The organism is Ottowia flava (genome assembly GCF_008017535.1).
GTDB classification, from domain to species: domain Bacteria; phylum Pseudomonadota; class Gammaproteobacteria; order Burkholderiales; family Burkholderiaceae_C; genus Ottowia; species Ottowia flava.
In genome coordinates this window covers 71,969-94,525 of the sequence record NZ_VRUA01000011.1, presented here as the reverse complement: position 1 = coordinate 94,525, position 22,557 = coordinate 71,969, and the positions used below count along the sequence as shown (strand labels likewise).

The window sequence follows — 22,557 nt, the reverse complement described above, 5'->3', positions numbered from 1 at the left end:
GTTTTGGCCAAACAGGTCGTGTCACCCGATCCGGTCAAGGCGGGCGGGATCGCCACGATCGCGCTCACGGTTGAAAACAACGGCCCCGACACGGCCAGCAACGTGGTGCTCACGGACCTGCTGCCCGTCGGTGCGGTCTTTGAGAGCATGGTGGCGAGCGACGGCGGCACCTGCACCACGGCCGCACCGTTCCAGTGCAACTGGCCGACGCTGGCTTACAAGGGACAGCGCACCGTCACGCTGAAACTGCGTATTCCGGCCAAAGGGGTGTACGACAACGCGGCGTCCGTGAGTGCGTCCACGAATGACCCGAACAACGGCAACAACGGCCTCATTCGTCGCATCACGGCGGTGGCGGCCGCGGATCTGACTTTGGCGGCCAACAGTTCCGCCGCTGCGGGCGCACCCGCCGGCACCCCCTACACCTACGCGCTGACGGCCAGCAACAATGGCCCCGACGCCCTGCCTGCGGGAGAGCAGCCGCGGGTCACGTTCGCGGTGCCCTCGGGCACGGCGGTGACAGCCCGCCCCACCGGCACGGGCTGGGACTGCACACCTGCGACCGGCTACCCCATAGCCAACCCGACCAGCGCCACCACCATCACCTGCGCACGCAGCGGTGGCAGCGACGCGCTGAGCAGCGGAGCCGCATGGCCCGCGATCTCGGTGCCCACCGTGGCCAACCATTCGGGCACGGTGACCGCCAGCTTCGGCGTCACCTCCACCTTCCCGGACGGCGACGACCTGAACAACACAGCCCTGGTCAACAGCAGCTTCGCCGGCGGCAGCGATCTGGCGATCGGCAAGACCGTTTCGCCGAGCGGCACGGTGGCCATCAACACAGCGGTCGCATTCACCCTGACGCCGCGCCTCGTCGCCGGCATGTCGCCCAGCGACGTGGTGGTCACGGACACGCTGCCGCCCGGGTTGACCTACGTGTCACACAGCGCGCCAGCACCGTGGGCCTGCACCTTCACCGCGCCGACCCTGAGCTGCACCTACCCGGGCGCCTGGCCGGGCAGGCCAGGTGATGCCATGCCGGCCATCACCCTGACCGCCAACGTCGGTCTGGGGGCGCAGCCGAACGTCGCCCACGTCGGATTCCCGTCGGGCAACGCCCAGATCGACCCGGTGCCGGGCAACAACAGCTCGAGCACCGTGACGGTCACCGGCAGCAACACGTCCGATCTGCGGCCGACCAAGACCGCAAGCAAATCGCCCGTGCTTGTGGGTGAGGCTTACAACTTCACGGTAACCGTGCGCAACCACGGCCCGGTACCGGCGCGTGCCGGCCAAAAAGTGCAGGTGGTCGAAAGTTTGCCGCCCGGCATGACGCTGACCGCCTTGCCCACGGGGACAGGCTGGTCCTGCCTGCCCGCCACGGGCTACCCGATGGTGGGGCCCGCGACCCTCGCCTGCGAGCGCACGCTGGCAGCCGATCAGGCGGTCAATACCAACTTCCCGCCGATCACCTTCCCTGTGGTCAACACAGCCACCGGGCCACTGGTCAATGGTGTCTGCAACTGGCTGACCGGACCCGGCCCGGATGACCCCGACAACAACTGCACCAACGCCACAGTGTGGTCCACGGAGGGCGTCAACCAGGCCGACCTGCGCATCGCCAAGACCGTGAACACGGCCACCGCGGTGGTCGGCGACGAGCTGACCTACACGCTCACGGTCACCAACGCCGGCCCCGGCGCCTCCACCGACGTGAAGGTGCGCGACGTGCTCGACAACCTACTGAATCCGAACGGGCTGGTCAGCGCCGCGGTGACCACCGGCACGGGCACCTGCAGCCCGGCTGGCCCGACCAACGGCAATGCGACGGTCACCTGCACGCTGCCCACGCTGGCGGCTGGCGGCACCGCGGTCGTCACGATTCGGGTCAAGGCGGGCAACACAGGCTCCACCGTGCTGGCGCGCACCAACGTCGCCACGGTGAGCTCGACCCAGGTGGTGGATCCCGACCCCAGCAGCAACACCAGCAACACCGTGACCACCGACGTCGCGCCGCGTGTCGACATGACGGTGAGCAAGTCCGTCACCCCTAAGCCGGTGCGCGTGGGTGAGCCGATGGTGTGGGTCATCACTGCGCTCAACAGCGGGCCCTCGGCGGCCGCCAACGTGCGCGTCACCGACGCCATGCCGGCCCACGCCGCATTCATCTCCGCCACGGCCTCGGACAGCGGCAGCTGCACCCTGCCGGACGTCGGAGCCACCAGCGGCACGATCGACTGCCGATGGGCGGCGGACGTTGCCAGCAAGACGCAGCGCACGGTGACGGTGCGTTTGCGCCCGCTTGCTGAAGCTGTCGGCACCACCATCACCAACACCGTCGCCGTTGCCACCGACACGCCGGAGACCAACGCCAGCAACAACACCGCGAGCGCTTCCGTGAACGTTGTGCCGGCGGAGCTGGACTTGCTGGTCCACAAGACCGACAGCGTGGACCCAGTACCGCTGGGCAGCGAGACCGAATACACCGTCACGGTGACGAACGTCGGCCCCTCGTTCGGCACGCAACTGGTCGTCACCGACACCTTTCCCAATGCAGGAGCGAGTGCGCGCTTCAGCTACCAGGGCGGGCTGAGCGCGACGGTGGCGGGCGCACCCCTGACGGCGCCCGACTGCACCGAACCTGCCGTGGGCGCCACCAGCGGCGCACTGGTGTGCCGCTTCCCCTCGATCGAGCCGGGCGCGGCCAAGGAGGTGGTGCTCAGGTACCGCATGCGCGCCGAAAGCATCGTCCAGCCGGGCGCCTACTCAGGCACCCAGGGCAACCGCGTGGTGGTGGCCGTGGACGAGGAGGAGGCCGAGGAAGGCAACAACACGGTCGATGAAGACACCACCACGCGCCGCGATGCCATCGCTACCGACCTGGAGCTGGAAAAGTCGGTCGACGTGGCCACGCTGGCCCCGGGCGACCTGGCCGTCTACAAGCTGACGGTCAGCAACCTCGGGCCGCTGGACAGCATCGGCGCCACAGTGACCGACCCCCTGCCTGCCGGGATGACCTTCATGTCTTCCTCCAGCGGCTGCGTGGTCAGCGGCGCGACCGTCAGTTGCGCGGTGGGCACGCTGGCGAATGGCCAGAGTCGCGAGTTCAGCTTCACCGCGCAGCTGGCCGACCCGTACGAAGGTGCGAGCCCGGTGGTGAACACCGCCACGCTCGACGCGCCGGGCGACCCCAATCCCGACAACGACACCAGCACCACGACCACGCGCGTCCCCAGCAAGGAACCCCCGGTGGCGGTACCGACCTTGGGTGAATGGGCGCTGTTGGTCTTGCTGGCGGTGATCGCCGGTCTGGGCGCCCTGCCCTTGCGCCGCACCGACTAAGAACCCCGCGTAGCCCGGGTGGGGGCATGTCTCGCTCGCTCTCTCTCTGATGCCCCCTTTGAAAGCGCCCCTCGGGGCGCTCTTTTTATGGGGATTCAGGCCAGATGTAGGAGGTTTGTGGGTGGGGTGGGCCAACAGGGCGCGAGCCCATGGATACCGCGGCGGGGGCTGACGTCAGCGCGCTCGTTTCATCGTGTGACCGCGCGGGAGCATGCACCCGTGCGTCTTCCGCCGTTACTGCCCGCGTTCAGGGCGCCCGGCTCGCAACAGTTCGAACGCCGTCGCCAGCACGGCACCGGCCAATGCTCCCGTCAGGTGGGCGGCGTAGATGACGTTGAAGCCCCAACCGCTGTCAAAGCCGACGGGCACCTTCCAGGCGCGCTCCAGCGCCAGCTTGATCGCCAGGCCGCCAGCCAGCAGCAGCCCCAGCCAGCGCTGCGAGGGCGTGGCCAGCGCGCGCACGGCCACGACGGCGGTGGCCGCGTGCACCACGCCCGACAGGCCGTAGAAGGCCCCCACGCCGGGCCAGGCGTACAGCGCAGCGGTGCCGAGCGGCCACGCCAGCAGCAGCGCCAGCGCGTCGCGCGGGGGCGCCTCCAGCGCAGCGCCGAGCACCGCCAGCGCGACAAGTGCCAGCACATTGGCCAGCAGGTGCGGCCACAGGAAGTGCAGCAGCGGCCCGGTCCACAAGGTCCAGGGCAGCGCACGCCAATGGTCGTACTGCCACACCCAGCGCGGCGGGTCGACATAGCCAGCCACGCCCACTAGCCACAGCGTGCCGCTGGCCACGACCAGCACGGCGCACAGCAGGGGCCAGGCGATGCGGCGCATCAGGCGGGGTGGCTCGTCTGCGCTCCGTTTTCAGGAGCTGCCGGCGCAGGACCAGCATGCCCGGAGCGGTGAAAACGCTTGCCAAACCACTGCGCGATGTCGTCGATGTAGGTATAGACCGCAGGGATCACCAGCAAGCTCAGGAAGGTCGAGGTGATCAGCCCCCCGATCACCGCCACCGCCATGGGCGAGCGAAAGCTCGGGTCGGCCGAGCCCCAGCCGATGGCAATCGGCAGCATGCCCGCGCCCATGGCCAGCGTGGTCATGATGATCGGGCGCGCGCGCTTGTGGCAGGCGTCCATCAGCGCGTCGAAGCGGGAGAGCCCGTGCTCGCGCCGCGCCAGGATGGCGTACTCGACCAGCAGGATCGAGTTCTTGGTCGCGATGCCCATCAGCATGATCAAGCCGATCAGCGAAGGCATCGAAAACGCTTTGCCGGTCAGCAGCAGCGCCACGAAGGCGCCGCCCAGCGACAGCGGCAGCGCCGCCAGAATGGTGACCGGGTGCAGAACGTGGTGGAACAGCAGCACCAGCACAATGTAAATGCACAGGATGCCCGTCAGCATGGCCAGGCCAAAACCGACGAACAGCTCACCCATCACCTCGGCGTCGCCCACTTCCACCACCTTCACGCCGGGCGGCAGGTTCCTGACGGAGGGCAGCGCCTTGGTCTTGGCCGCCACGTCGCCCAGCGGCTGGCCCGAAAGCTCCACCTCCAGGTTGATGTTGCGCGCGCGGTCGTAGCGGTTGATCACGGCCGGGCCGCCGCTGTAGCTCAGCGTCGCGACCTGGCCCAGTGGCACCGGGCCCTTGGCGCCCGGCACGTGCAGGCGCTCGAGCACCCCGAGATCCTTGCGGGCGGCGTCGTCCAGCTTCACCACGATCGGAATCTGGCGCTGCGCCAGATTCATCTTGGGCAGTTGGGCGTCGTAGTCGCCCTGCGTGGCCACGCGCAGCGTGTCGGCGATGGCGCTGCTGGTCACGCCCAGGTCGGCGGCGCGCGCGAAGTCGGGGTGCACCGCGATCTCGGGGCGCACCAGGCTGGCGGTGCTGGTGATGCTGCCCAAGCCGGGCATGGCGCGCAGGTCGGACTCGACCTTGCGCGCGGCCTGGCCGAGTGCCACCGGGTCTTCGCCCTGCAGCACCAGGATGTATTTCTCGCCCGAACCGCCCAGGCCCACCTTGCTGCGCACGCCCGGCAGCACCGCCAAACGGTGGCGCAGCTCGGCCTCCACGGTTTGCTTGACCGGGCGGTCGCCGCGCGGCGCCAGCTGGATGGTCAGCGTCGCCTTGCGCACGTCGGCACTGCTGGCGGCAAACGGGTCGCCGCCCGCCGCGCCGCCGCCGATGGTGGTGTAGACGCTGCGCACGTTGGTGTCCTGCATCAGCAGCTGCCGCGCCTCCTCTGCCACGCGCTCGGTCTGCGTGAGCGTTGCGCCCGGCGGCAGCTCCAGGTAGACCTGCGTCTGCGAGTTGTCATCGGGCGGGATGAAGCCGGTCGGCAGCAGCGGGATCAGCGCAATCGAGCCGACAAAGAACACGAAGCCGCCGATCACCGTCCAGATGCGGTGCTTCACGCACCACGCGGCCCAGCGTCCGTAGGTGCGCAGCCAGCCCGGCTCGTGGTGGCCGCGCGGATCGGGCTTCATCATGTACGCGGCCATCATCGGCGTGAGCAGGCGCGCCACCACCAGCGAGGCGAACACCGCCATCGCCGCCGTCCAGCCGAACTGCTTGAAGAACTTGCCGACCACACCCGTCATGAAAGCGGTCGGCAAAAACACCGCGATCAACGTGAAGGTGGTGGCGATCACCGCCAGCCCGATCTCGTCGGCCGCCTCCATCGCCGCCTGGTAGGGCGACTTGCCCATGCCCTGGTGGCGCACGATGTTCTCCACCTCGACGATTGCGTCGTCCACCAGGATGCCCACCACCAGCGACAGCGCCAGCAGCGACACCACGTTGATGGTGAAGCCGAAGAAGTACATGCCGATCAGCGCTGGCAGGATCGACATCGGCAGCGCCACCGCCGCGACAAAGGTGGCGCGCCCGTTGCGCAGGAACAGCCACACCACCACCACCGCCAGCAGTGCGCCTTCGCCCAGCATCTTGAGCGAGGCGTGGTATTCCTCTTCCACCGGGGTGACGAAGTCGAACGCCTCGGTGAAGTGCAGGTCGGGCCGCGCCGCCTGCAGCTCCTTGAGCGCGGCGCGCACGCCAGCGCCCACTTCCACCTCGCTGGCGCCGCGGCTGCGCGCCACCTCGAAGCCCACCACCGGCTTGCCATTCAGCAGCGCCGCCGCGCGCGGTTCGGCCACGGTGTCGGTCACCTTGGCCACCTGGTCCAGCCGCACGCTGCGCCCGTCCTGCAGCGCGATCGGCATGGCGCGCAGCTCGTCCGCGCTCTTGACGGTGGCCAGCGTGCGCACCGGCTGCTCGCCCTGACCCAGGTCGACGCGGCCCCCCGCGCTTTCCATCTGCACCTGGCGCAGCTGGCGCGACACCTCGGCCGCCGTCAGCCCCAGCCCCTGCAGGCGCGCCGGGTCCAGGTCGATGTGCACCTGGCGGTTGGCGCCGCCCACGCGGTTGACCGCGCCGACGCCTGGGATCGCCAGCAGCCGCTTGGCCACGTCGTTGTCGACGAACCAGGACAGGTCTGCGTCGCTCACGCGGTCGGACGACAGGGCGTACGCCAGCATCGGCTGGGCGGCCAGGTCAACCTTGCTTACGATCGGCTCCTGCAAATCGGTCGGCAGGTCGCTGCGCACGCGCGAGACGGCCGAACGCACGTCGTCCAGCGCCTCCTGCAAATCCTTTTCCAGCCTGAACTCCACCACGATGGTGACCGCGCCATCGACCACACTGGTGATGATGTGCTTGACGCCTTGCACCGTGGCCAGGCTGTTCTCGATCTTGCGGGCGACGTCGTTTTCTAGCTGGCCCGGCGTGGCGCCCGGCAGCGCGGCCACCACGTTGACCATGGGCAGGTCGATGTCGGGAAAGTTCTGCACCTTCATCTGGTGGAAGGCGAACAGCCCCCCCAGCGTGAGCAGCACGAACAGCATCAGGGTCGGGACCGGGTTGCGGATCGACCAGGCGGAAAAATTCATGGCAACAACCGTGTGTGAAGCATGAGAGCTATGCTCTTTATTTGCTAGCTGCCTGCGCAGGCTGAGCGGGCGCTGCGGCCTGATTTGGCGCTGAAGCTGCGGCCGATGCAGCGGCTGTGGCAGGTTCGCCCACCACCTGCACCTGGTCGCCGTCGTTCAGGAAGCCGGCGCCGCGCACCACCACCTGCGCGCCCGCCGGCAGCGCGGTCATGATCTCGACCCGGTTGCCATTCAGCCGTCCGGTCTGCACGCGCTCCAGGCGCACGCGCCGGTCGGGCTGCAGCACGGCCAGGTGGGCGAAGCCGTCGCGCATGACCACGGATTCCTGCGGCACCGTGAGGGCGCTGTCGGCGCCGATGTCGAAATGCCCGCTGGCGAACATGCCCGCGCGCGCCGCGGTGCCCGGTGGCAGGTCCACGTACACCAGCGCATAGCGGGTGCGCGCGTCCACCGTGGGTGCGAGCTGGCGCACCGTGCCGGTGATGGCCGTGCCGGAACTCGCGCTGCCATCGGCCGCGTGGCCGGGCAGCTCGATCCGCACGCGCTGGCCCGGGCGGATGGCGCTCAGGTCCTCGGCACGCGCTTCGCCGCGCCATTCCAGGCGGCCCTGGCGCACCATGCGGAACAGCTCGGTCCCGGCGCCCACCACCTGGCCCACGGTCGCGGTGCGCGCCGAAATCACGCCCGCGTCCGGCGCCACGATCTGCGTGTTGCGCACGCGCAGGTTCTGGCTGGCGACCACGGCCTTGGCCGCTTCGACGCGCGCGCGGGCCGTCTTCTCGGAGGTGGCGTACTGGTTGATCTGCTGTTGGCTCAGAGCGCCGCTGGCCTGCACGGCGCGCGCGCGTTCAGCGTTGCCGCGCGCATCGGCGTAGGCGGCCTCGGCCTCGGCGAGGCTGGCGCGCGCCTGCGCCTGGTCCTGCTGCACCGGCGCCGCGTCGAAGGTGGCCAGCACCTGGCCCTTCTTGACCACGTCGCCCACGTTCACGCGCAAGTCCTGCAGGCGTAAGCCAGCCACATCGGCGCCGATGCTGGCCTCCTGCCACGCCGCGATGTTGCCGTTGGCGGCTATTTCGCGCGCCCAGCTCACCTTCTGCGGCGTGGCCACCGTCACCGTCAGCGCCGCGCGCGGCGCACTCCCCGCGGCGGCAGGCGCCGACGCCGCATCAGCGGCCGCGCCCTTGGGCGCATCGCCGTCCTTGCCGCCGCAAGCGGCCAGCAGCACCGCTGCGGTAAGGGTGGAAATCAGAAGCGGAAAGAACTTGGGCATGGTGTCTTTCAAGGCACGGCGTTCAGTAAAAAAACAGCGTCGCGCGGAGTGGGGGAATCCCATTCAACGTCGTCATTGGGCGTATGGCGCGCAGTGGCGTGCGGCGCTTCACACCAGCGCGCATGCGCGTCGTGCAAGGGCGCTGCGGACCGATGGGCGCGCCAGCCCAGCAAACGCCGTTGCCGGACCTGCGCCGGCAACTGGCGTTGTCCCCCCTCGCGAAGCAGAGGGGGGAAGGCGCCAAAGGCGACTCAGGGGGGTGCATTCCATCTTCCCCCCGCCGCCCGGTACAGCGCCACCCCGGCCGCGTCGCGGTCGTGCAGTAGCTGGTTGAGCGCGATCTCGGCGTTCAGCAGCGTGCGGCGCGCTTCCTCCAGCTGCGGCAGGCTGGCCATGCCCTGGCGGTACATGCCCTGCATGGCGTCGAACTGGCGGCGGTAGCCCGCCACAGCGGCGCGCGCATCGGCTTCGCGCGCGCGGGCGGCGGCGCCGTCGGTCAGCGCGGTTTCGACTTCGCGCACGGCCTGGCGCACCTGCCCCTTGTAGTTGGCCACGGCCTCGTCGTAGCGGGCGCGGGCGCCGGCCTGGTTGGCGGCGATGCGGCCCCCGTCCCAGATCGGCAGCGCCAGCTGCAGCGGGCCGAAGGTCCAGGTCGACAGATTGGCGCTGGCGCCGCCGCTGCGCAGCTGCAGCGCCGCCACGTTGCCGCCCAGGCTGAGCGACGGCCAGCGCGCCGCGTCGGCGGCGTCGATCTCGGCGCGCGCGGCCAGCACTTCGCGCTCGGCGGCCCACACGTCAGGGCGCTGGCGCAGCGTTTCGGCGGGCAGTTGTGCTATCGAAAAAGAAGCTGCTTGCGCAGATGGGGTCTGCGCTACAGCCACTTTTTGTTCTAAATCAGGCTCGGGCAGGCCGGTCAGGGCCACCAGCACCTTGCGCTGCGCATCGCACACCGCGCGCTGCTGCGTCACGCGGTTGCGGCCCTCGGCGGCGCTGGCGTCGGCCAGGGCAGCGGTGGCCGGCGCGGTGAAGCCGGCGTCGCGGCTGATGCCGGTCAGCCGCGCGGTCTCGCCACGCGACGCGGCGTCGGCGCTGGCCGTGGTCAGCATCAGCTGGCACAGCCGCAGCCCGTGGTAGGCGCCGGCCACGTCCGCCACCAGCGACACGCGCGCCGACTGGGCCAGCGCCTCGGCGCCGTCCACGCGTGTGCGGGCGGCGTCGACCAGCGCGCGCTGGCGGCCGAACAGGTCGATTTCCCACTGCGCCTGCAGGCCCGCCTGCAGCGTGGTGATGATCGGCGGCGAGCCCCCCGGCGCTGTTGAGCCGATGGCGCTGCTGTTGCCACGGCTGGCGCTGGCGGCGGCGTCCACCCGCGGCATCAGGCCGGCGCGCTGCGCGCCCAGCTGGGCGCGGGCGGCGTTCACGCGCGCTTCGGCGGCGTCCACCGTGGGTGCGTCGCGCAGCGCGGCGTCGATCAGGCTGGCCAGCGCGCTGTCGCTGCCGGGTTGGCGCCACCAGTCGACCAGTTGCGCGGCGGTGCCGCCGTGCGGCTGGGGCGCAAACCATTGCGCGGGCGCGAGCTGGGTCAGTTCGGGCGCGGGTGTCGGCGGCGTGGCTGCGCAGCCGGCCAGTGCGGTGGCCAGGGCAAGGGCCAGCGCGGGAGGCCAGCCAGCGGTGCGTCGAACAGGAGCGAAAGGCGGGCGCATAAGGCTTGAGTGGAGGGCAACCTGCTGTCAGGCCAGCGGGCCGCGCCACGGACGGTGACCGGGCGCCCACCTGGCCAGGGCTCACGGCCGCCGAATGCGCTGGCGGGCTGGGGCAGGGTGGCGGAGGGCGGACAAGCTGCCTGCGGCGCTGCGGTCGCAGCTGGGCAGGCGGGCGAAATTACACCACGGCGGCGACCCCAAGCCGATACACCCTGCCGGGGAATGTTTCCGATTGCGTGCGCTGCGGCGCATTCCAGGGCTGATGGCCCTCGCTCCGGGCTGACTCCGTGTGGCTAAGTGGCCCTGCTACAAGCAGATTGTTGCTATCTATAAAGTAGCTTATTGCGCACATCTGGCAAGGGCTAGGCACCAATTTCACACAAAAACCGCCTGCCACAGCCGCTGAATGGCGGCGCATTCGGCGGCCATGGCTTCTGGCGGCAATTGCGTGGCTTGTTCGTCCAGCCGTGCCACGTGCTGCGCGCGCCGCAATTCGCGGTACGCGTCACCCGCCGCGGCGCCGACGCCCGTGGGCAGCAGGCCGGCGTCTTCGGCGCGGCGCAGCAGGGCGATGTTGCCCAGGTTGGGCTCCAGCGCGGGGTGGTCGCGGCTGTGCGCCAGCACCAGGTACTGCGTGGCGAACTCGGCGTCGACCATGCCGCCGGGGCTGTGCTTGAGGTCGAACAGGCCGTCGCGCACGGGGTGCGCGTTGCGCATCTTCTCGCGCATGGTGATGATCTCGCCCTTCAGCGCCTCGCGGTCGCGCGGCGCGGTGATCACGGCGTGGCGCACGGCGTCGAAGCGCGCGACCAGGGCGTCGGCGTCGGCATCGGCTTGCGCGTCGCGGGGCGCCTCTACGATGTGCGGCGCGTCGGGATGCGGCGGCGTGCTTGGCGGCGGACAGCGGGGCGGGACCATCCTGGCCCTCGTCATCGCCTGGTGTTCCCAAGTCCAGGCGGTGTTGCTGCCGCGGTTTTCCTGGTAATCGGCGTAGGCCTCGAACGGCGTCACCAGCAGGCCGGAGCCGCCGTTGGGGCGCAGCGCGGTGTCGATCTCGAACAGGTCGCCTTCGGCCGTCTTGATGGTCAGCCAGTTGATCAGCTTGCGCACGAAGGCGCTGTAGATCTCCTGCGCGTCTTCGTGCTCGTCGTCGAACACGAAGACCAGGTCCAGATCGCTGCCGTAGCCCAGCTCTTTGCCGCCCAGTTTGCCGTAGGCGACGATGCCCAGGTGCGGCGTGTCGCGGTGCTTCTGGCGCAGCAGCGGCCAGCACCAGCGCAGCGTCAGGCGCAGCACGGCGTCGGCCAGGGCGGACAGGTCGTCGGCCACCTGCTCGACGGTGATCAGCCGCTCCAGGTCGCGCACCAGGGTGCGGAACAGCTCGGCGTGGTGCGCCCGGCGCAGCAGGTTGAGCAGGTTTTCCTCGTCGTCCTCGCCCGTGCTGGCCAGGGCTTCGCGGCGCCATTCCAGCTCGCGCTCGAAAGCGGCGGCGTCGAAGCGGTCGGTCAAGAGGCGCGGGCTGGCGAGTTCGTCGATCACGCCCGGGTGCTGCATGACGTAGCGCGCCGGCCAGCGCGCCGCGCCCAACAGGCGCAGCAGGCGTTCGTGCACGGCCGGGCGTTCCAGCAGCAGGGCCAGGTAGCTGTCGCGCCGCAGCAGGGATTCGATCCAGTCGAGCAGGCGCAGCACCCCGACTTCGCTGGTGCGGCCTTCATCCAGCCACTGCGCGGTGCGCTGCATCAGACGCCACAGGCGGCCCAGGGCAGCGTCGCGCAGGCCTTCGACGCGCGGCTGTTCGCGCCATTCGGTCAGACGCGCGTGCATGCTCTCAGGAAACAGGCTCAGCAGACCATCCAGATCGGACGGTGCGGCGGCGGGCGCGCCGGGCGGGGCTTTCTTCTGGCAGCTTTTGCAGCCGCCGTCGTTGCCCAGCAGGCGGTCGAATTCCTCGGCGACGAACTCGCGGTGAGTGTCGAGCTCGCCCAGGAAAGCGCAAGTGCTGTCAAAGCCCATGGTTCGCCCGAGCCAGTCGAGGTCGGCATCGGCGGTGGGCAGCACGTGGGTCTGCTGGTCGTCCAGGTACTGGATGCGGTGCTCGACCTGGCGCAGGAACACGTAGGCGCGGGCCAGCCCGTCGGCGGTGTCGGCGGGCATCAGACCCGCACGCGCCAGGCGCTGCAGCGCCTCCAGCGTGGGGCGGGTGCGCAGCTCCGGGAACTGGCCGCCGCGCACCACCTGCAACAGCTGCACTGTGAATTCGATCTCGCGGATGCCGCCGCGCGACAGCTTGACGTCGTTGGCGCGCTCGGGCCGACCGGCGCTGCGCTTGCTGGCGTGGTCGCGGATCTGCTGGTGCAGCGTGCGCAGCGATTCGAACACCGCGTAATCGAGGTAGCGGCGGAACACGAAGGGCAGCACCACGCCGCGCAGGGCCTGGGCGGAGCCGTTGGTGATGGCCGCGCGCGGGGCGACGGCACGGCTTTTCATCCAGGCAAAGCGCTCCCACTCGCGGCCCTGTACCAGCATGTATTCCTCGAGCGCGTCGAGCGAGCACACGGTGGGGCCGGAATTGCCGTTGGGCCGCAAGGCCAGGTCGACACGGAACACGAAGCCATGTTCGGTGGTGTCGCCGATCAGGCCATAGATGATCTTGACCGCACGGGTGAAGTATTCCTGCACCGTGATCTGGCCGCGGCCATCGGCGCGGCCCGCGGTCTCGCCGTCTTCGTCGTACACGTAGATCAGATCGACATCGGACGACACATTCAGCTCGCGCGCGCCGAGCTTGCCCATGCCGATGACCCAAAGTTCGGCGCGCTGACCGGCCTCGGTCATCGGGGCGCCATGGCGCTCATCCAGTTGCGCAAAGGCGCTCTGGCAGGCGGTGTCCAGGGCCAGTTCGGCCAGTTGCGTCACGGCGCTGGTGATGGTGGCCAGGGGTGCGGCCTGTTCGCAGTCCAGCACGACCAGGCGCTCCATGACGAGCTGGCGCAGGATGCGCAAGGCCGCCGCGGTGTCGTGGCCTTGCGCCAGCAGACACTGCAGACTTTCGCGCAACATGGCTGGATCGGGCACACCGGGCGCGAGCAGCGGCAGCTCGCTTTCATAGCGCCGACGCAGGCGCTGCACCAGACGGGAATGCCGTGCGGCGCCCGCCGTATCGGCAGGCAGAAGCGCACCACGGGTCACGTCTTCAGCGTCGGTTAACAAAGATTCACCGCTGGCGCGAGAACCTCCGACTTCGGCGCGGGTCATAATTTCCTCACTGCTTTGCTGAGGTCGGCGGCCGTTGCCCGTCCGCCTCATTGATTGTCCGAACGCCGTTGTTGCAGCTGTCCTTTAAAGCCACCGCGATCCTCATGCGCTGGGTGACTCGCCTGGTCGGCGCGGCGTTCGTGTTGCTGATCCTTGCAGCCATCGTCCTCCACTGGGTGATTTTGCCGCGGATCGACGAATTCCGTCCGCGGCTGGAAGCCATGGTCACGCGCGCGATTTCGGCGCCGGTGACCATCGGCGGGCTGAGGGCCGAGTCAAATGGTCTCGTACCCACGGTGTCGCTGCACGATGTGCGTGTGCATGACCCCACGGGACGCGCTGGCTTGCAGTTGCCACGTGTGCTGGCGTCGTTTTCAGTGTTGTCGCTGGCGCGCGGCGAGCTTGAACAGCTGGTCATCGAACAGCCCACGCTGGAGGTGCGCCGCACCGCCGATGGCCGCTTGCGTGTTGGCGGCATCGACATGTCGGGCGACGCGTCGTCGGGCGACACCGGGGCGGCCGACTGGTTCTTCTCGCAGGACGAGTTCCTGGTGCTGGGCGGTCGACTGCGCTGGGTGGACGAGAAGCGCGCAGTTGAGCCGGTCGAGTTGCGCGACGTGCAGGTCGTGGTGCGCAACGGCCACCGGCGCCACCAGATGCGCATCGATGCGACGCCCGACGCGCAATGGGGTCAGCGCTTCACGCTGATGGGGCAGTTCCGGCAACCGGTGTTCTCGCGCCATGCAGGCTACTGGAAAGACTGGGTGGGCGAGCTGTACGCCGACGTTCCTCACGCCGACGTCTCGCGCCTGCGCCAGTACTTAGACCTCAGTACCGACTGGGGTGTGGACCTGCGCCAGGGGCAGGGTGCGCTGCGCTTATGGGCGCACGCGGCCAAGGGTCAACTGACCCAGGCGACAGCCGATCTGGCCTTAGGTGCGGTGTCGGTTCGCTTTGATCCAAAGCTGGAGCCGCTGTCGTTCGCCTCGCTCACAGGCCGGGTCGACTGGCGCGGCCAGAACCGCGGGCTTGCGCTCAGCACGGAGGGCCTGAAGTTCGTCGATGCCGATGGTCTGGCCTGGCCCGGGGGAAATTTTCGCTTCAACTACCGGGAGCCGCTGGGCATCGACCTGGGGGGCGGAACGCTGGCGGGCGAACGCCTGGATCTTGCCGCGTTGGCCAAGATCGCCAGCCGCCTGCCGCTGCCGGCGGTGGCGCACGAACGCCTGCAAGCGCACTCCGTGGCGGGTCTGGTCGAAAGCCTGGATGCCCGATGGGACGGTTCGCTCAGCGCACCGCGCGACTGGCAGGTGCGCACCCGCGTGTCGGACCTTTCGGTGGCGGCCATGCCGGCCGCGCCGGACACCAAGGGAGAACCGGTGGCTGGTGTGCCCGGCCTGCGCGGCGCTGTGGTCGACGCCGAGGTCCACCCCAAGGGCGGCAAGGCGCAAATCAGCATGCAGAAGGGCGCGCTGGAATTCCCCGGCGTGTTCGAGCAGCCGACCATCGAGGTGGCCGATCTCGCCACCAGCGCGCATTGGCGCGTCGAGGGCGAGCAGCTTGAACTGACCGTCGACGAGTTGCGCCTGACCAATGCCGACGCCACAGGCAGTTTCAAGGCGCGCTGGACCACAGGCGACGGCCAGACCGTGCCGCGATTCCCTGGCGTGCTGGATCTGCAGGGCGCCTTCAGCCGGGCCAACGGTGCCAGCGTGCACCGCTACCTGCCGCTGGCCATTCCCTCGGATGCGCGGCACTACGTGCGGGACGCCATCGTCAAGGGCGAGGCGCGCGATGTGGCGGTGCGGGTCAAGGGCGATCTGCGGCACGTCGCTACCCATAACCCACCGCCTGGCACCGAGTTCCGCATCGCCGGGAAGACTCAAGGCGTGACCATGGCCTATGTGCCGCGCGCCATCCAGCCCGCGGGCCAGCCGGCATGGCCTGCGCTGGAGGACTTGTCGGGCGAGCTGATCTTCGAGCACAGCAGCATGCGCATTCGCGATGCGCGCGGCCGTGTGCAGGGACATCCGGGCTGGCAATTCACGCAAATCCAGGCGGGCATCGCCGACCTGCAGAACACCCGGGTGCTGGTGGACGGCGAGGGGCGCGGGCCGCTGGCCGCAGCCTTGGGCATCGCCAAGGCATCGCCGGTTGCGGGGTTCACCCAGCACGCGCTGGACAACGCCGAAGGCAGCGGCGAGGCCGCCCTGAGGCTCAAGCTGGACCTGCCGATCTCGCACATCGACAAGGCGCGCGTCGACGGAAGGGTTGTGCTCAAGGGCAACGATTTGCGACTGAGTGCCGATTCGCCCCGGCTGGGGCAGGCGCGCGGTGAAATCAGCTTTTCCCAAGCCGGGTTCGCGATCCACGACGTGCGGGTCCAGTTGCTGGGGGGCGAGGCCCAGGTCAGCGGCGGGATGCAGCGCCCGCCGGGCGAGAGTGCCGCGGCTGGCGTGGTGGTTCGCGCCCGGGGCGCGGCCACGGCGGAGGGCTTGCGCAGCATGGCCGACTGGGCGCCCCTGCCTGCGCTGGCGGAGCGGGCGAGCGGCAGCGCGGCCTACGAGGCGGTCATCAGCTTCAACGGCCCCCAGCCGGACGTGCAAGTCACCAGCGACCTGCGCGGCATGGCCTGGGCATTGCCGGCCCCGTTGAACAAGACGGCCGAGGCCGCGTGGCCATTGCGCTACGCGTCACGCGCTAGCGCCGAAGGGCGGTCCGATCTGAACCTGCGTGTCGGCGACGCACTTGCGCTCCACTACGAGCGCGATACGCACGCGGTGCCGGCCCGCGTTCTGCGTGGCGTGCTTGCCCTCGGTGCCGTGCCGGCCGAAGGCCTGAAGTTGCCAGGCAGCGGCGTGATTGCCCAGGTGCAATTGCCCCGGTTGGAGACGGGGCCATGGGAGGAGTTGCTGGGCAACCTGTTTGGCGGCAGCGAGGCGTTGGCACCCGCGGCGCCTGGGGACAGCGGATTTCTGCCAACGCAGTGGACGATGAAAGTCGATGAGCTGGTGGCCGACGACCGCAGCTTGCACCAGGTCAGCGCCACCGGTACGCGTGTGGGCGCGCTGTGGCGCGCCGACGTGCAGGCACGCGAGCTGGCCGGGCGCATTGAATACAGCGAAGGTGCCGGGGGACGGGCAGGCAAGGTTCATGCCCGCCTGGCGCGCCTCAGCATTCCTGCGCCCAGCGGCGGCGAAGGCCCCGCCACGCTGGGTGAGCCGCCAGCGCACATTCCGGCGCTGGACGTGGTGGTTGACGACTTCGAGTTGCGCGGCAAGAAACTGGGCCGCCTGGAACTGCAGGCGATCAACCACGACGTCGTGATGCCGCGCCAGGGCGCGGGGATCGTGCAGGAGTGGGAGTTGTCGCACCTGGGACTGACCATGCCCGAAGGTGCGCTCAGTGCCACCGGGCGCTGGGCGACGCGGGTGCGTGCACCCGCCCTGCCCGTGGATCCCCGCGCGCCGCGCGATGCCGATGATCGCCGCCGCACCGCCTTGAACCTGAAGATCGACATCCGCGACGCCGGCGCCTTGCTCAAGCGCTTCGACATGCCTGGCGTGCTGGCGCGTGGCAAAGGTACGCTGTCCGGCCAACTGACATGGGCAGGGGCCCCGACGTCGCCCCACTACCCGACCATGAGCGGCGCGCTGCACCTGGATGTGGACGCGGGCCAGTTCCTCAAGGCCGATCCGGGCATCGCCAAGCTGCTGGGCGTGCTCAGCCTGCAGGCGCTGCCGCGGCGGCTCACGCTCGATTTTCGCGACCTGTTCAGTACCGGATTCGCGTTTGACTACGTGCGCGGCGATGTCACGCTGGAGCGCGGCGTGGCCACGACCAACAATCTTCAGATGAAGGGCGTGAACGCGGCGGTGCTGATGGACGGCAGCGCCGACATCGACCGCGAAACGCAGAACCTGCGCGTGGTCGTGGTGCCGGAGATCGACGCGGGCACCGCCGCGCTGGCGGCCACGGTGATCAACCCGGCGATCGGCATCGGCGCTTTCATCGCGCAACTTGTGCTCAAGCAGCCACTCATCAAGGCGGCCACGCGCGAGTTCCACGTTGGCGGCACCTGGGCCGACCCGCAGGTCACGCAGATCAAGGGCCGCACCGCGCCGGCGACCGTGCCCGGGGCACCAGCTTCGGCCCCGGAAGCGGGGGCTTCCGGCACGCCCGGTTCACAGCTGCCGCAGAATGCGACCATGGAGGAGTCTTCATGAAAGTCGCTGCGATCCAGATGGTGTCGTCCACCGACGTGGCGGACAACCTGCGCACCGCGCATGCCCTGCTGATCCAAGCCGCCCAGGCCGGCGCGGAGCTGGCGGTGCTGCCTGAATATTTCTGTGTCATGGGTCGACGCGACACCGACAAGCTGGCACTGCAGGAAGCGCTGGGCAACGGTCCGATCCAGGACTGGCTCGCCGCCACCGCGCGTGCGCTGGATCTGTGGATTGTCGGAGGCACGTTGCCCGTATCGTCCGAGCCCGCGGACCCGATGCGCGTGCGCAACGCGTCGTTGGCGTTTTCGCCAGCGGGCGAGCGCGTGGCCTGCTACGACAAGATCCACCTGTTCCGCTTTGATGACGGCACGCGGGTGTACGACGAAGCCGCGGTGCTGAACTCCGGGCGGACGCCAACCCTGTTCGACCTGCCTTCGCGAGATGGCCACCGCTGGAAGGTGGGCATGAGCGTCTGCTACGACCTGCGTTTCCCGGAGTTGTACCGGCATTACGTCGCGCAAGGCGCCGACCTGCTGCTGGTGCCCAGTGCCTTTACCTACGTCACGGGCATGGCGCACTGGGAGGTGCTGTTGCGGGCACGGGCGATCGAGAACCTGTGTGGCGTGGTTGCCGCCGCGCAGGGCGGCACGCACGAGAACGGCCGCCGCACCTGGGGCCACAGCATGGTGTTGGATGCCTGGGGCCAGGTCCTCGGTATGCAGGCAGAAGGAGCCGGTATCGTGCTGGCCGACCTGCCGTCACCGGCTATCGCGGCGCGCCGAGCGCAACTCCCAGCGCTGACGCACCGCGTGCTCTGACGCCATGGCCGAGGGCGCCGCCTTCGCCTTCCGGCGCTGGCCCGCGCGGGCGCGTGCGCGCCTGAGGCCTACGCTGCGCTGGCTGCGCAGCGTTTGGCGCCGCTGGATGCTGTGGGGTTTGCTGTCGCTGCTGGTGCTGGCGGTGCTGGCCACGCTGGTCTGGCTGGCGCGGGGCTATGAAATCGAGCAGGTGCAGCGGGCTATCGAGCGCGACACGGCCGAGGCCGCGCAGGTGCTGCGCAGCGGCCTGGCGCGCAACCTGCAGGATCTGCACGGGCTGGGTGCCATTCACGGCACGCACGACCAATGGACGCCCGCTGCGCTGAAGCTGCTGGAAGACCACCGTGAATGGCTGCGCCTCGAATGGCGGAGCACCCCCACCAGCGTGCTGGCGTCGGTGGACAGTCCGTACTATCCACCGTTGAGCGAGGTCGATGACCGCCTGCGCAGTGCACCCGACGCAGGGGCCGCGCAGGCCTGTGCTTCGGCCCGCAAGTTTGGCGGTCCGGCCTACGCACCCAGCCATTTCGTCACGCGCGCCAACGGCGTGGGCGAAGAGGTCATGGAAGTCTGCCTGCCACTGATGCAGGGCCAGCGCAGCCTTGGCTACCTGGTGGCCACCTATTCACTGGGCGGCGTGCTGTCGCAGCTGCTGGGGCCTCCCTTCACGCAGCGCCAAACGGTCGTGTTCACGGAACTGGACGGCACCCGTCTGGCGGTGGCCGGCGCCACGCGCCGCAGTGCGCGCCTGTTCGTGGCGCAGCAGATCGTCGATCTGCCGGGCACCACCGTGGTGTTGCGTCTGGAGGGCGGGCGGCCGGCGCCCGATGTGTTTCCCAACGTGCTCACGGCGCTGGTCACGCTGCTGTCGATTGCCCTGGTGTCGGTGCTGGTACTTCTGGTGCGCGACTTCCGCCGCCGCCAGCTGGCCGAGGCCGGCCTGGCCCAGGCGCTGGCCTTTCGCAAGGCGATGGAGGATTCGCTCGTCACCGGCCTGCGCGCGCGCGATCTGGACGGCACCATCACCTACGTGAACCCCGCCTTCTGCGACATGGTTGGCTACTCGGCGCAGGAGCTGATCGGCCTGCCGTCGCCGGCGCCCTACTGGCCGCCCGAGAATGCGCACGAATTCCGCGCGCGCCAGGCGGTGCGGCGCTCGGGCCAGTTGCCGCCTCGGGAGGGGATGGAGTCGGTCTTCATGCGCAAGGACGGTACGCGCTTTCCGGTGTTGATCATCGAAGCGCCGCTGATCGCCGCGCACGGTCGGCAGACGGGGTGGATGGGGGCGGTGCTCGACCTCACGGCGCAACGGCGTGCTGAAGAGCTCTCGCGTGCCAGCCAGGAGCGCCTGCAAGCCAGTGCCCGCCTGGCCACGGTGGGCGAGATGGCTTCGCTGATGAGCCACGAATTGAACCAGCCGCTGGCCGCCATCTCAAGCTACGCCACCGGCTCGCTCAACCTGCTTCAGTCGGCCGCCGACACCCCCGCCAGCGACGACACCATGGACGATGTGCGGGTCGCCCTCGCGCGCATCGCCGAGCAGGCTGGCCGCGCCGGCAAGGTCATCAACAGCGTGCACGACTTGGTGCGGCGGCGCGCCACCACGCGCCAGGCGGTGGCGCCGCGCGCGCTGTTCGACGCCATTTTCCCGCTGGTGCAGCTGCAGGCGCGCAAGCTGCGCGTCACCGTGGAGCTGACGGTGGCGCCCGACCTGCCGGAGGTCTGGTGCGAGCCGACGATGATCGAGCAGGCGCTGATCAACCTGGCGCGCAACGCCATGCAGGCCATGGCCGATGTGCGCGGCCTGCGCGTGCTGTCGCTGGCCGCGCAACCGACGGCGCCGGTGCCGGGCCAGACGCGTGGCGCGGTCGAATTCAGCGTGGCGGACACGGGCGAAGGCATCAGCGAAGAGGTGGCGCAGCAGCTGTTCACGCCCTTTTTCACCACCAAGGCCGAAGGCATGGGCCTGGGCCTGTCGCTGTGCCGCACCGTGGTTGAACAGCACGGCGGCACGCTGAGCTACACCGCTCTCCAGCCCCAGGGGACCGAGTTTCGCTTCAGCCTGGCGGTGGCCAGAGCCGCGGGCAGCCAGACCGGTTTACTGCAAAAATAGTAGCTGCTTGCGCAGGTGGTTGTAGGGCCAAAGACCAAATTCACCGGAAATTGGGCTGTCGATCCTGTCTGAGACGCGCCAGCGCCAGAGGGCCGCAGCCCGGCCCGCTCAAGCCAGCAGGCGCGCCTGCAAGCCCTGCGCGTTCAGCTGCGCCAGCAACTCCTGCACGTGGTCGGCGTCGCGCGTCTGCAGCACCAGCTCCACCTCGACATGCTGGGCCGCCAGCAGCGTGAAGGCGCGCTGGTGGTGGATCTCCTGCACGTTGGCGCCACCCTCGGCCACCAGCGCGGTGATGCGCGCCAGCGAGCCCGGCACGTCGCGCGAGCTGACGACCACGCGCGCCAGCCGCCCGCTGCGCACCATGCCGCGCCCAATGATGGCGGCCAGCAGCATCGGGTCGATGTTGCCGCCCGACAGCACCAAGCCCACGCGCTGACCGGCAAAGCCTTCGGGGTGGCGCAGCAGCGCCGCCAGCGCGGTCGCCCCCGCGCCTTCGGCCAGCGTTTTTTCGATCTCCAGCAGCGCGACGATGGCGTGTTCCACATCGCCTTCGTCCACCAGCAGCAAATCGTCCACGCGTTCGCGGATCACTGGCAGACACAACGCGCCCGGCGCGCTGACGGCGATCCCTTCGGCAATCGTGCTGTCGCCGCGCGGGTGCTGGCTGCCGGTGACGGCGTTCACGGCGCCGGGAAAGCGCAGCGTCTGCACGCCGACCACGCGGATGCCGGGCTTGAGCGCCTTGGCCGCCGTGGCCACGCCGCTGATCAGCCCGCCGCCGCCGATCGGCACCACCAGTGCGTCCAGCGTCGGCTGCTGCGCCAGCATCTCCAGCGCCAGCGTGCCCTGGCCGGCCATGACGGCCTCGTCGTCAAACGGGTGGACAAAGCTCAGGCCCTGCGCCGCCGCCAACTCGCGCGCGTGGGTGCTGGCCGCATCCAGCGTGTCGCCGTGCAGCACCACCTCGGCGCCAAAGCCGCGCGTGCGCGCCACCTTCACACCCGGCGTGAAGCGCGGCATGACGATCACCGCGCGGATGCCCAGGCGCTGCGCGTGAAAGGCCACGCCCTGCGCGTGGTTGCCGGCGCTCATGGCGATCACGCCGCGTGCGCGTTCTTCCGGCGTCAGTTGCACCAGCTTGTTCAGCGCGCCACGTTCCTTGAACGAGGCGGTGAACTGCAGGTTCTCGAACTTCAAAAAAACCTGCGCGCCGGTCATCTGCGACAGCGTGCGCGATTCGACGCAGGGCGTGTTCAGCACCTGGCCCTGCAGGCGTTCGGCGGCGCTTTCGATGTCGGCGAGTTGGAGCATCCCCCGATTGTGCGGCCGCTTGTGTGACAGCCGCTGGCCTATTGCGCCGATGCGGGCAGGCCAAACAGGCGGTCAAAACACCAGGTGAAGACGAAGGTGTAGACCAGAAAGAACACCAAGAGCCCCACGTCCATCACCAGGGCCTGCCACAGGCTGATGTTCAGCCACCACGCAAAAAACGGCACCAGCCAGAACAGCAGGCCGCCCTCAAAGCCGATGGCGTGCGCCACGCGCCGCGCCGCGCTGCGCCCGCGCACCGCCTGGCGGCGCTCCCAGCGCTCGAACAAGGCGTTGAAGACCAGGTTCCAGACCACCGCGATGACCGAGCTGCCCACGGCCAAGCCGCCAGCCCTGAAAGGGTCTTCATCGGTGAAGACCAGCAGCGCCAGCGTCACGACGGCGATGGCGATGCCCTCATACAGGGCGACATAGAGGACGCGGCGACGCGGCCCCTGGAGCGAGAAAAAAAGCGGTGCACGGGGCGACATGCCCGGCACTGTACCGAATGGCGCATTTACCCCGGCGCTGCGGGGCGTTGCCGGGGGGCCGATGCTTAAAAGTCCGCGGCCAGGCGTCTT

The 22,557-nt window shown here is 69.5% G+C and carries 11 protein-coding genes; 4 read left to right on the top strand and 7 right to left on the bottom strand.

Annotation, left to right across the window (positions count from 1 at the left end; translation table 11 throughout):
• Positions 1–3 precede the first annotated feature (3 nt).
• A complete protein-coding gene (locus tag FVQ98_RS12370) occupies positions 4–3,342 on the top strand; it encodes a DUF11 domain-containing protein (RefSeq protein ID WP_187265720.1) in 3,339 nt (1,112 codons plus the stop codon).
• Between the two features lie 234 nt (positions 3,343–3,576).
• On the opposite strand, the gene FVQ98_RS12365 is transcribed toward FVQ98_RS12370, so the two are convergent.
• The 5 genes from FVQ98_RS12365 to glnE all read right to left on the bottom strand — a co-directional run bounded on the left by FVQ98_RS12365 (position 3,577) and on the right by glnE (position 13,445).
• Positions 3,577–4,173: a rhomboid family intramembrane serine protease gene (locus tag FVQ98_RS12365; protein ID WP_147913752.1), complete on the bottom strand. Its 597-nt coding sequence runs from the start codon at positions 4,171–4,173 to the stop codon at positions 3,577–3,579.
• Positions 4,173–7,283 (bottom strand): efflux RND transporter permease subunit, encoded by a 3,111-nt coding sequence (locus tag FVQ98_RS12360; RefSeq protein WP_147913751.1) that lies wholly within the window; start codon positions 7,281–7,283, stop codon positions 4,173–4,175. Before FVQ98_RS12360 ends, FVQ98_RS12365 begins: the two co-directional genes overlap by 1 nt.
• 37 nt (positions 7,284–7,320) lie before the next feature.
• Complete coding sequence (locus tag FVQ98_RS12355) at positions 7,321–8,565, bottom strand: efflux RND transporter periplasmic adaptor subunit (protein ID WP_255507757.1); 1,245 nt, start codon at positions 8,563–8,565, stop codon at positions 7,321–7,323.
• A gap of 239 nt (positions 8,566–8,804) precedes the next feature.
• Entirely contained in the window at positions 8,805–10,256 is a 1,452-nt protein-coding gene (locus tag FVQ98_RS12350; protein WP_147913749.1) for an efflux transporter outer membrane subunit, read from the bottom strand.
• Positions 10,257–10,631: 375 nt separating this feature from the next.
• On the bottom strand, positions 10,632–13,445 hold the full coding sequence (gene glnE / locus FVQ98_RS12345; RefSeq protein ID WP_255507765.1) for a bifunctional [glutamate--ammonia ligase]-adenylyl-L-tyrosine phosphorylase/[glutamate--ammonia-ligase] adenylyltransferase: 2,814 nt from the start codon (positions 13,443–13,445) through the stop codon (positions 10,632–10,634).
• 170 nt (positions 13,446–13,615) lie between these two features.
• Here glnE and FVQ98_RS12340 point away from each other — a divergent pair, with 170 nt between their 5' ends.
• From FVQ98_RS12340 to FVQ98_RS12330, 3 genes are read left to right on the top strand one after another with little or no spacing between them, the layout of a single operon-like run.
• Positions 13,616–17,737 (top strand): YhdP family protein, encoded by a 4,122-nt coding sequence (locus FVQ98_RS12340; RefSeq protein ID WP_147913747.1) that lies wholly within the window; start codon positions 13,616–13,618, stop codon positions 17,735–17,737.
• Positions 17,734–18,555 (top strand): carbon-nitrogen hydrolase family protein, encoded by an 822-nt coding sequence (locus FVQ98_RS12335; RefSeq protein WP_147913746.1) that lies wholly within the window; start codon positions 17,734–17,736, stop codon positions 18,553–18,555. Before FVQ98_RS12340 ends, FVQ98_RS12335 begins: the two co-directional genes overlap by 4 nt.
• A 4-nt stretch (positions 18,556–18,559) precedes the next feature.
• Positions 18,560–20,668 carry a PAS domain S-box protein gene (locus FVQ98_RS12330; protein ID WP_147913745.1) on the top strand — a complete coding sequence of 703 codons (2,109 nt, stop codon included), beginning with the start codon at positions 18,560–18,562 and terminating at the stop codon, positions 20,666–20,668.
• A 108-nt stretch (positions 20,669–20,776) separates the two neighbouring features.
• Here FVQ98_RS12330 and FVQ98_RS12325 read toward each other — a convergent pair whose 3' ends face one another.
• Both FVQ98_RS12325 and FVQ98_RS12320 read right to left on the bottom strand, forming a co-directional pair.
• Positions 20,777–21,979: a threonine ammonia-lyase gene (locus FVQ98_RS12325; RefSeq protein ID WP_147913744.1), complete on the bottom strand. Its 1,203-nt coding sequence runs from the start codon at positions 21,977–21,979 to the stop codon at positions 20,777–20,779.
• Between the two features lie 38 nt (positions 21,980–22,017).
• Positions 22,018–22,467 carry a PACE efflux transporter gene (locus tag FVQ98_RS12320; RefSeq protein WP_147913743.1) on the bottom strand — a complete coding sequence of 150 codons (450 nt, stop codon included), beginning with the start codon at positions 22,465–22,467 and terminating at the stop codon, positions 22,018–22,020.
• Between the last annotated feature and the right edge of the window lie 90 nt (positions 22,468–22,557).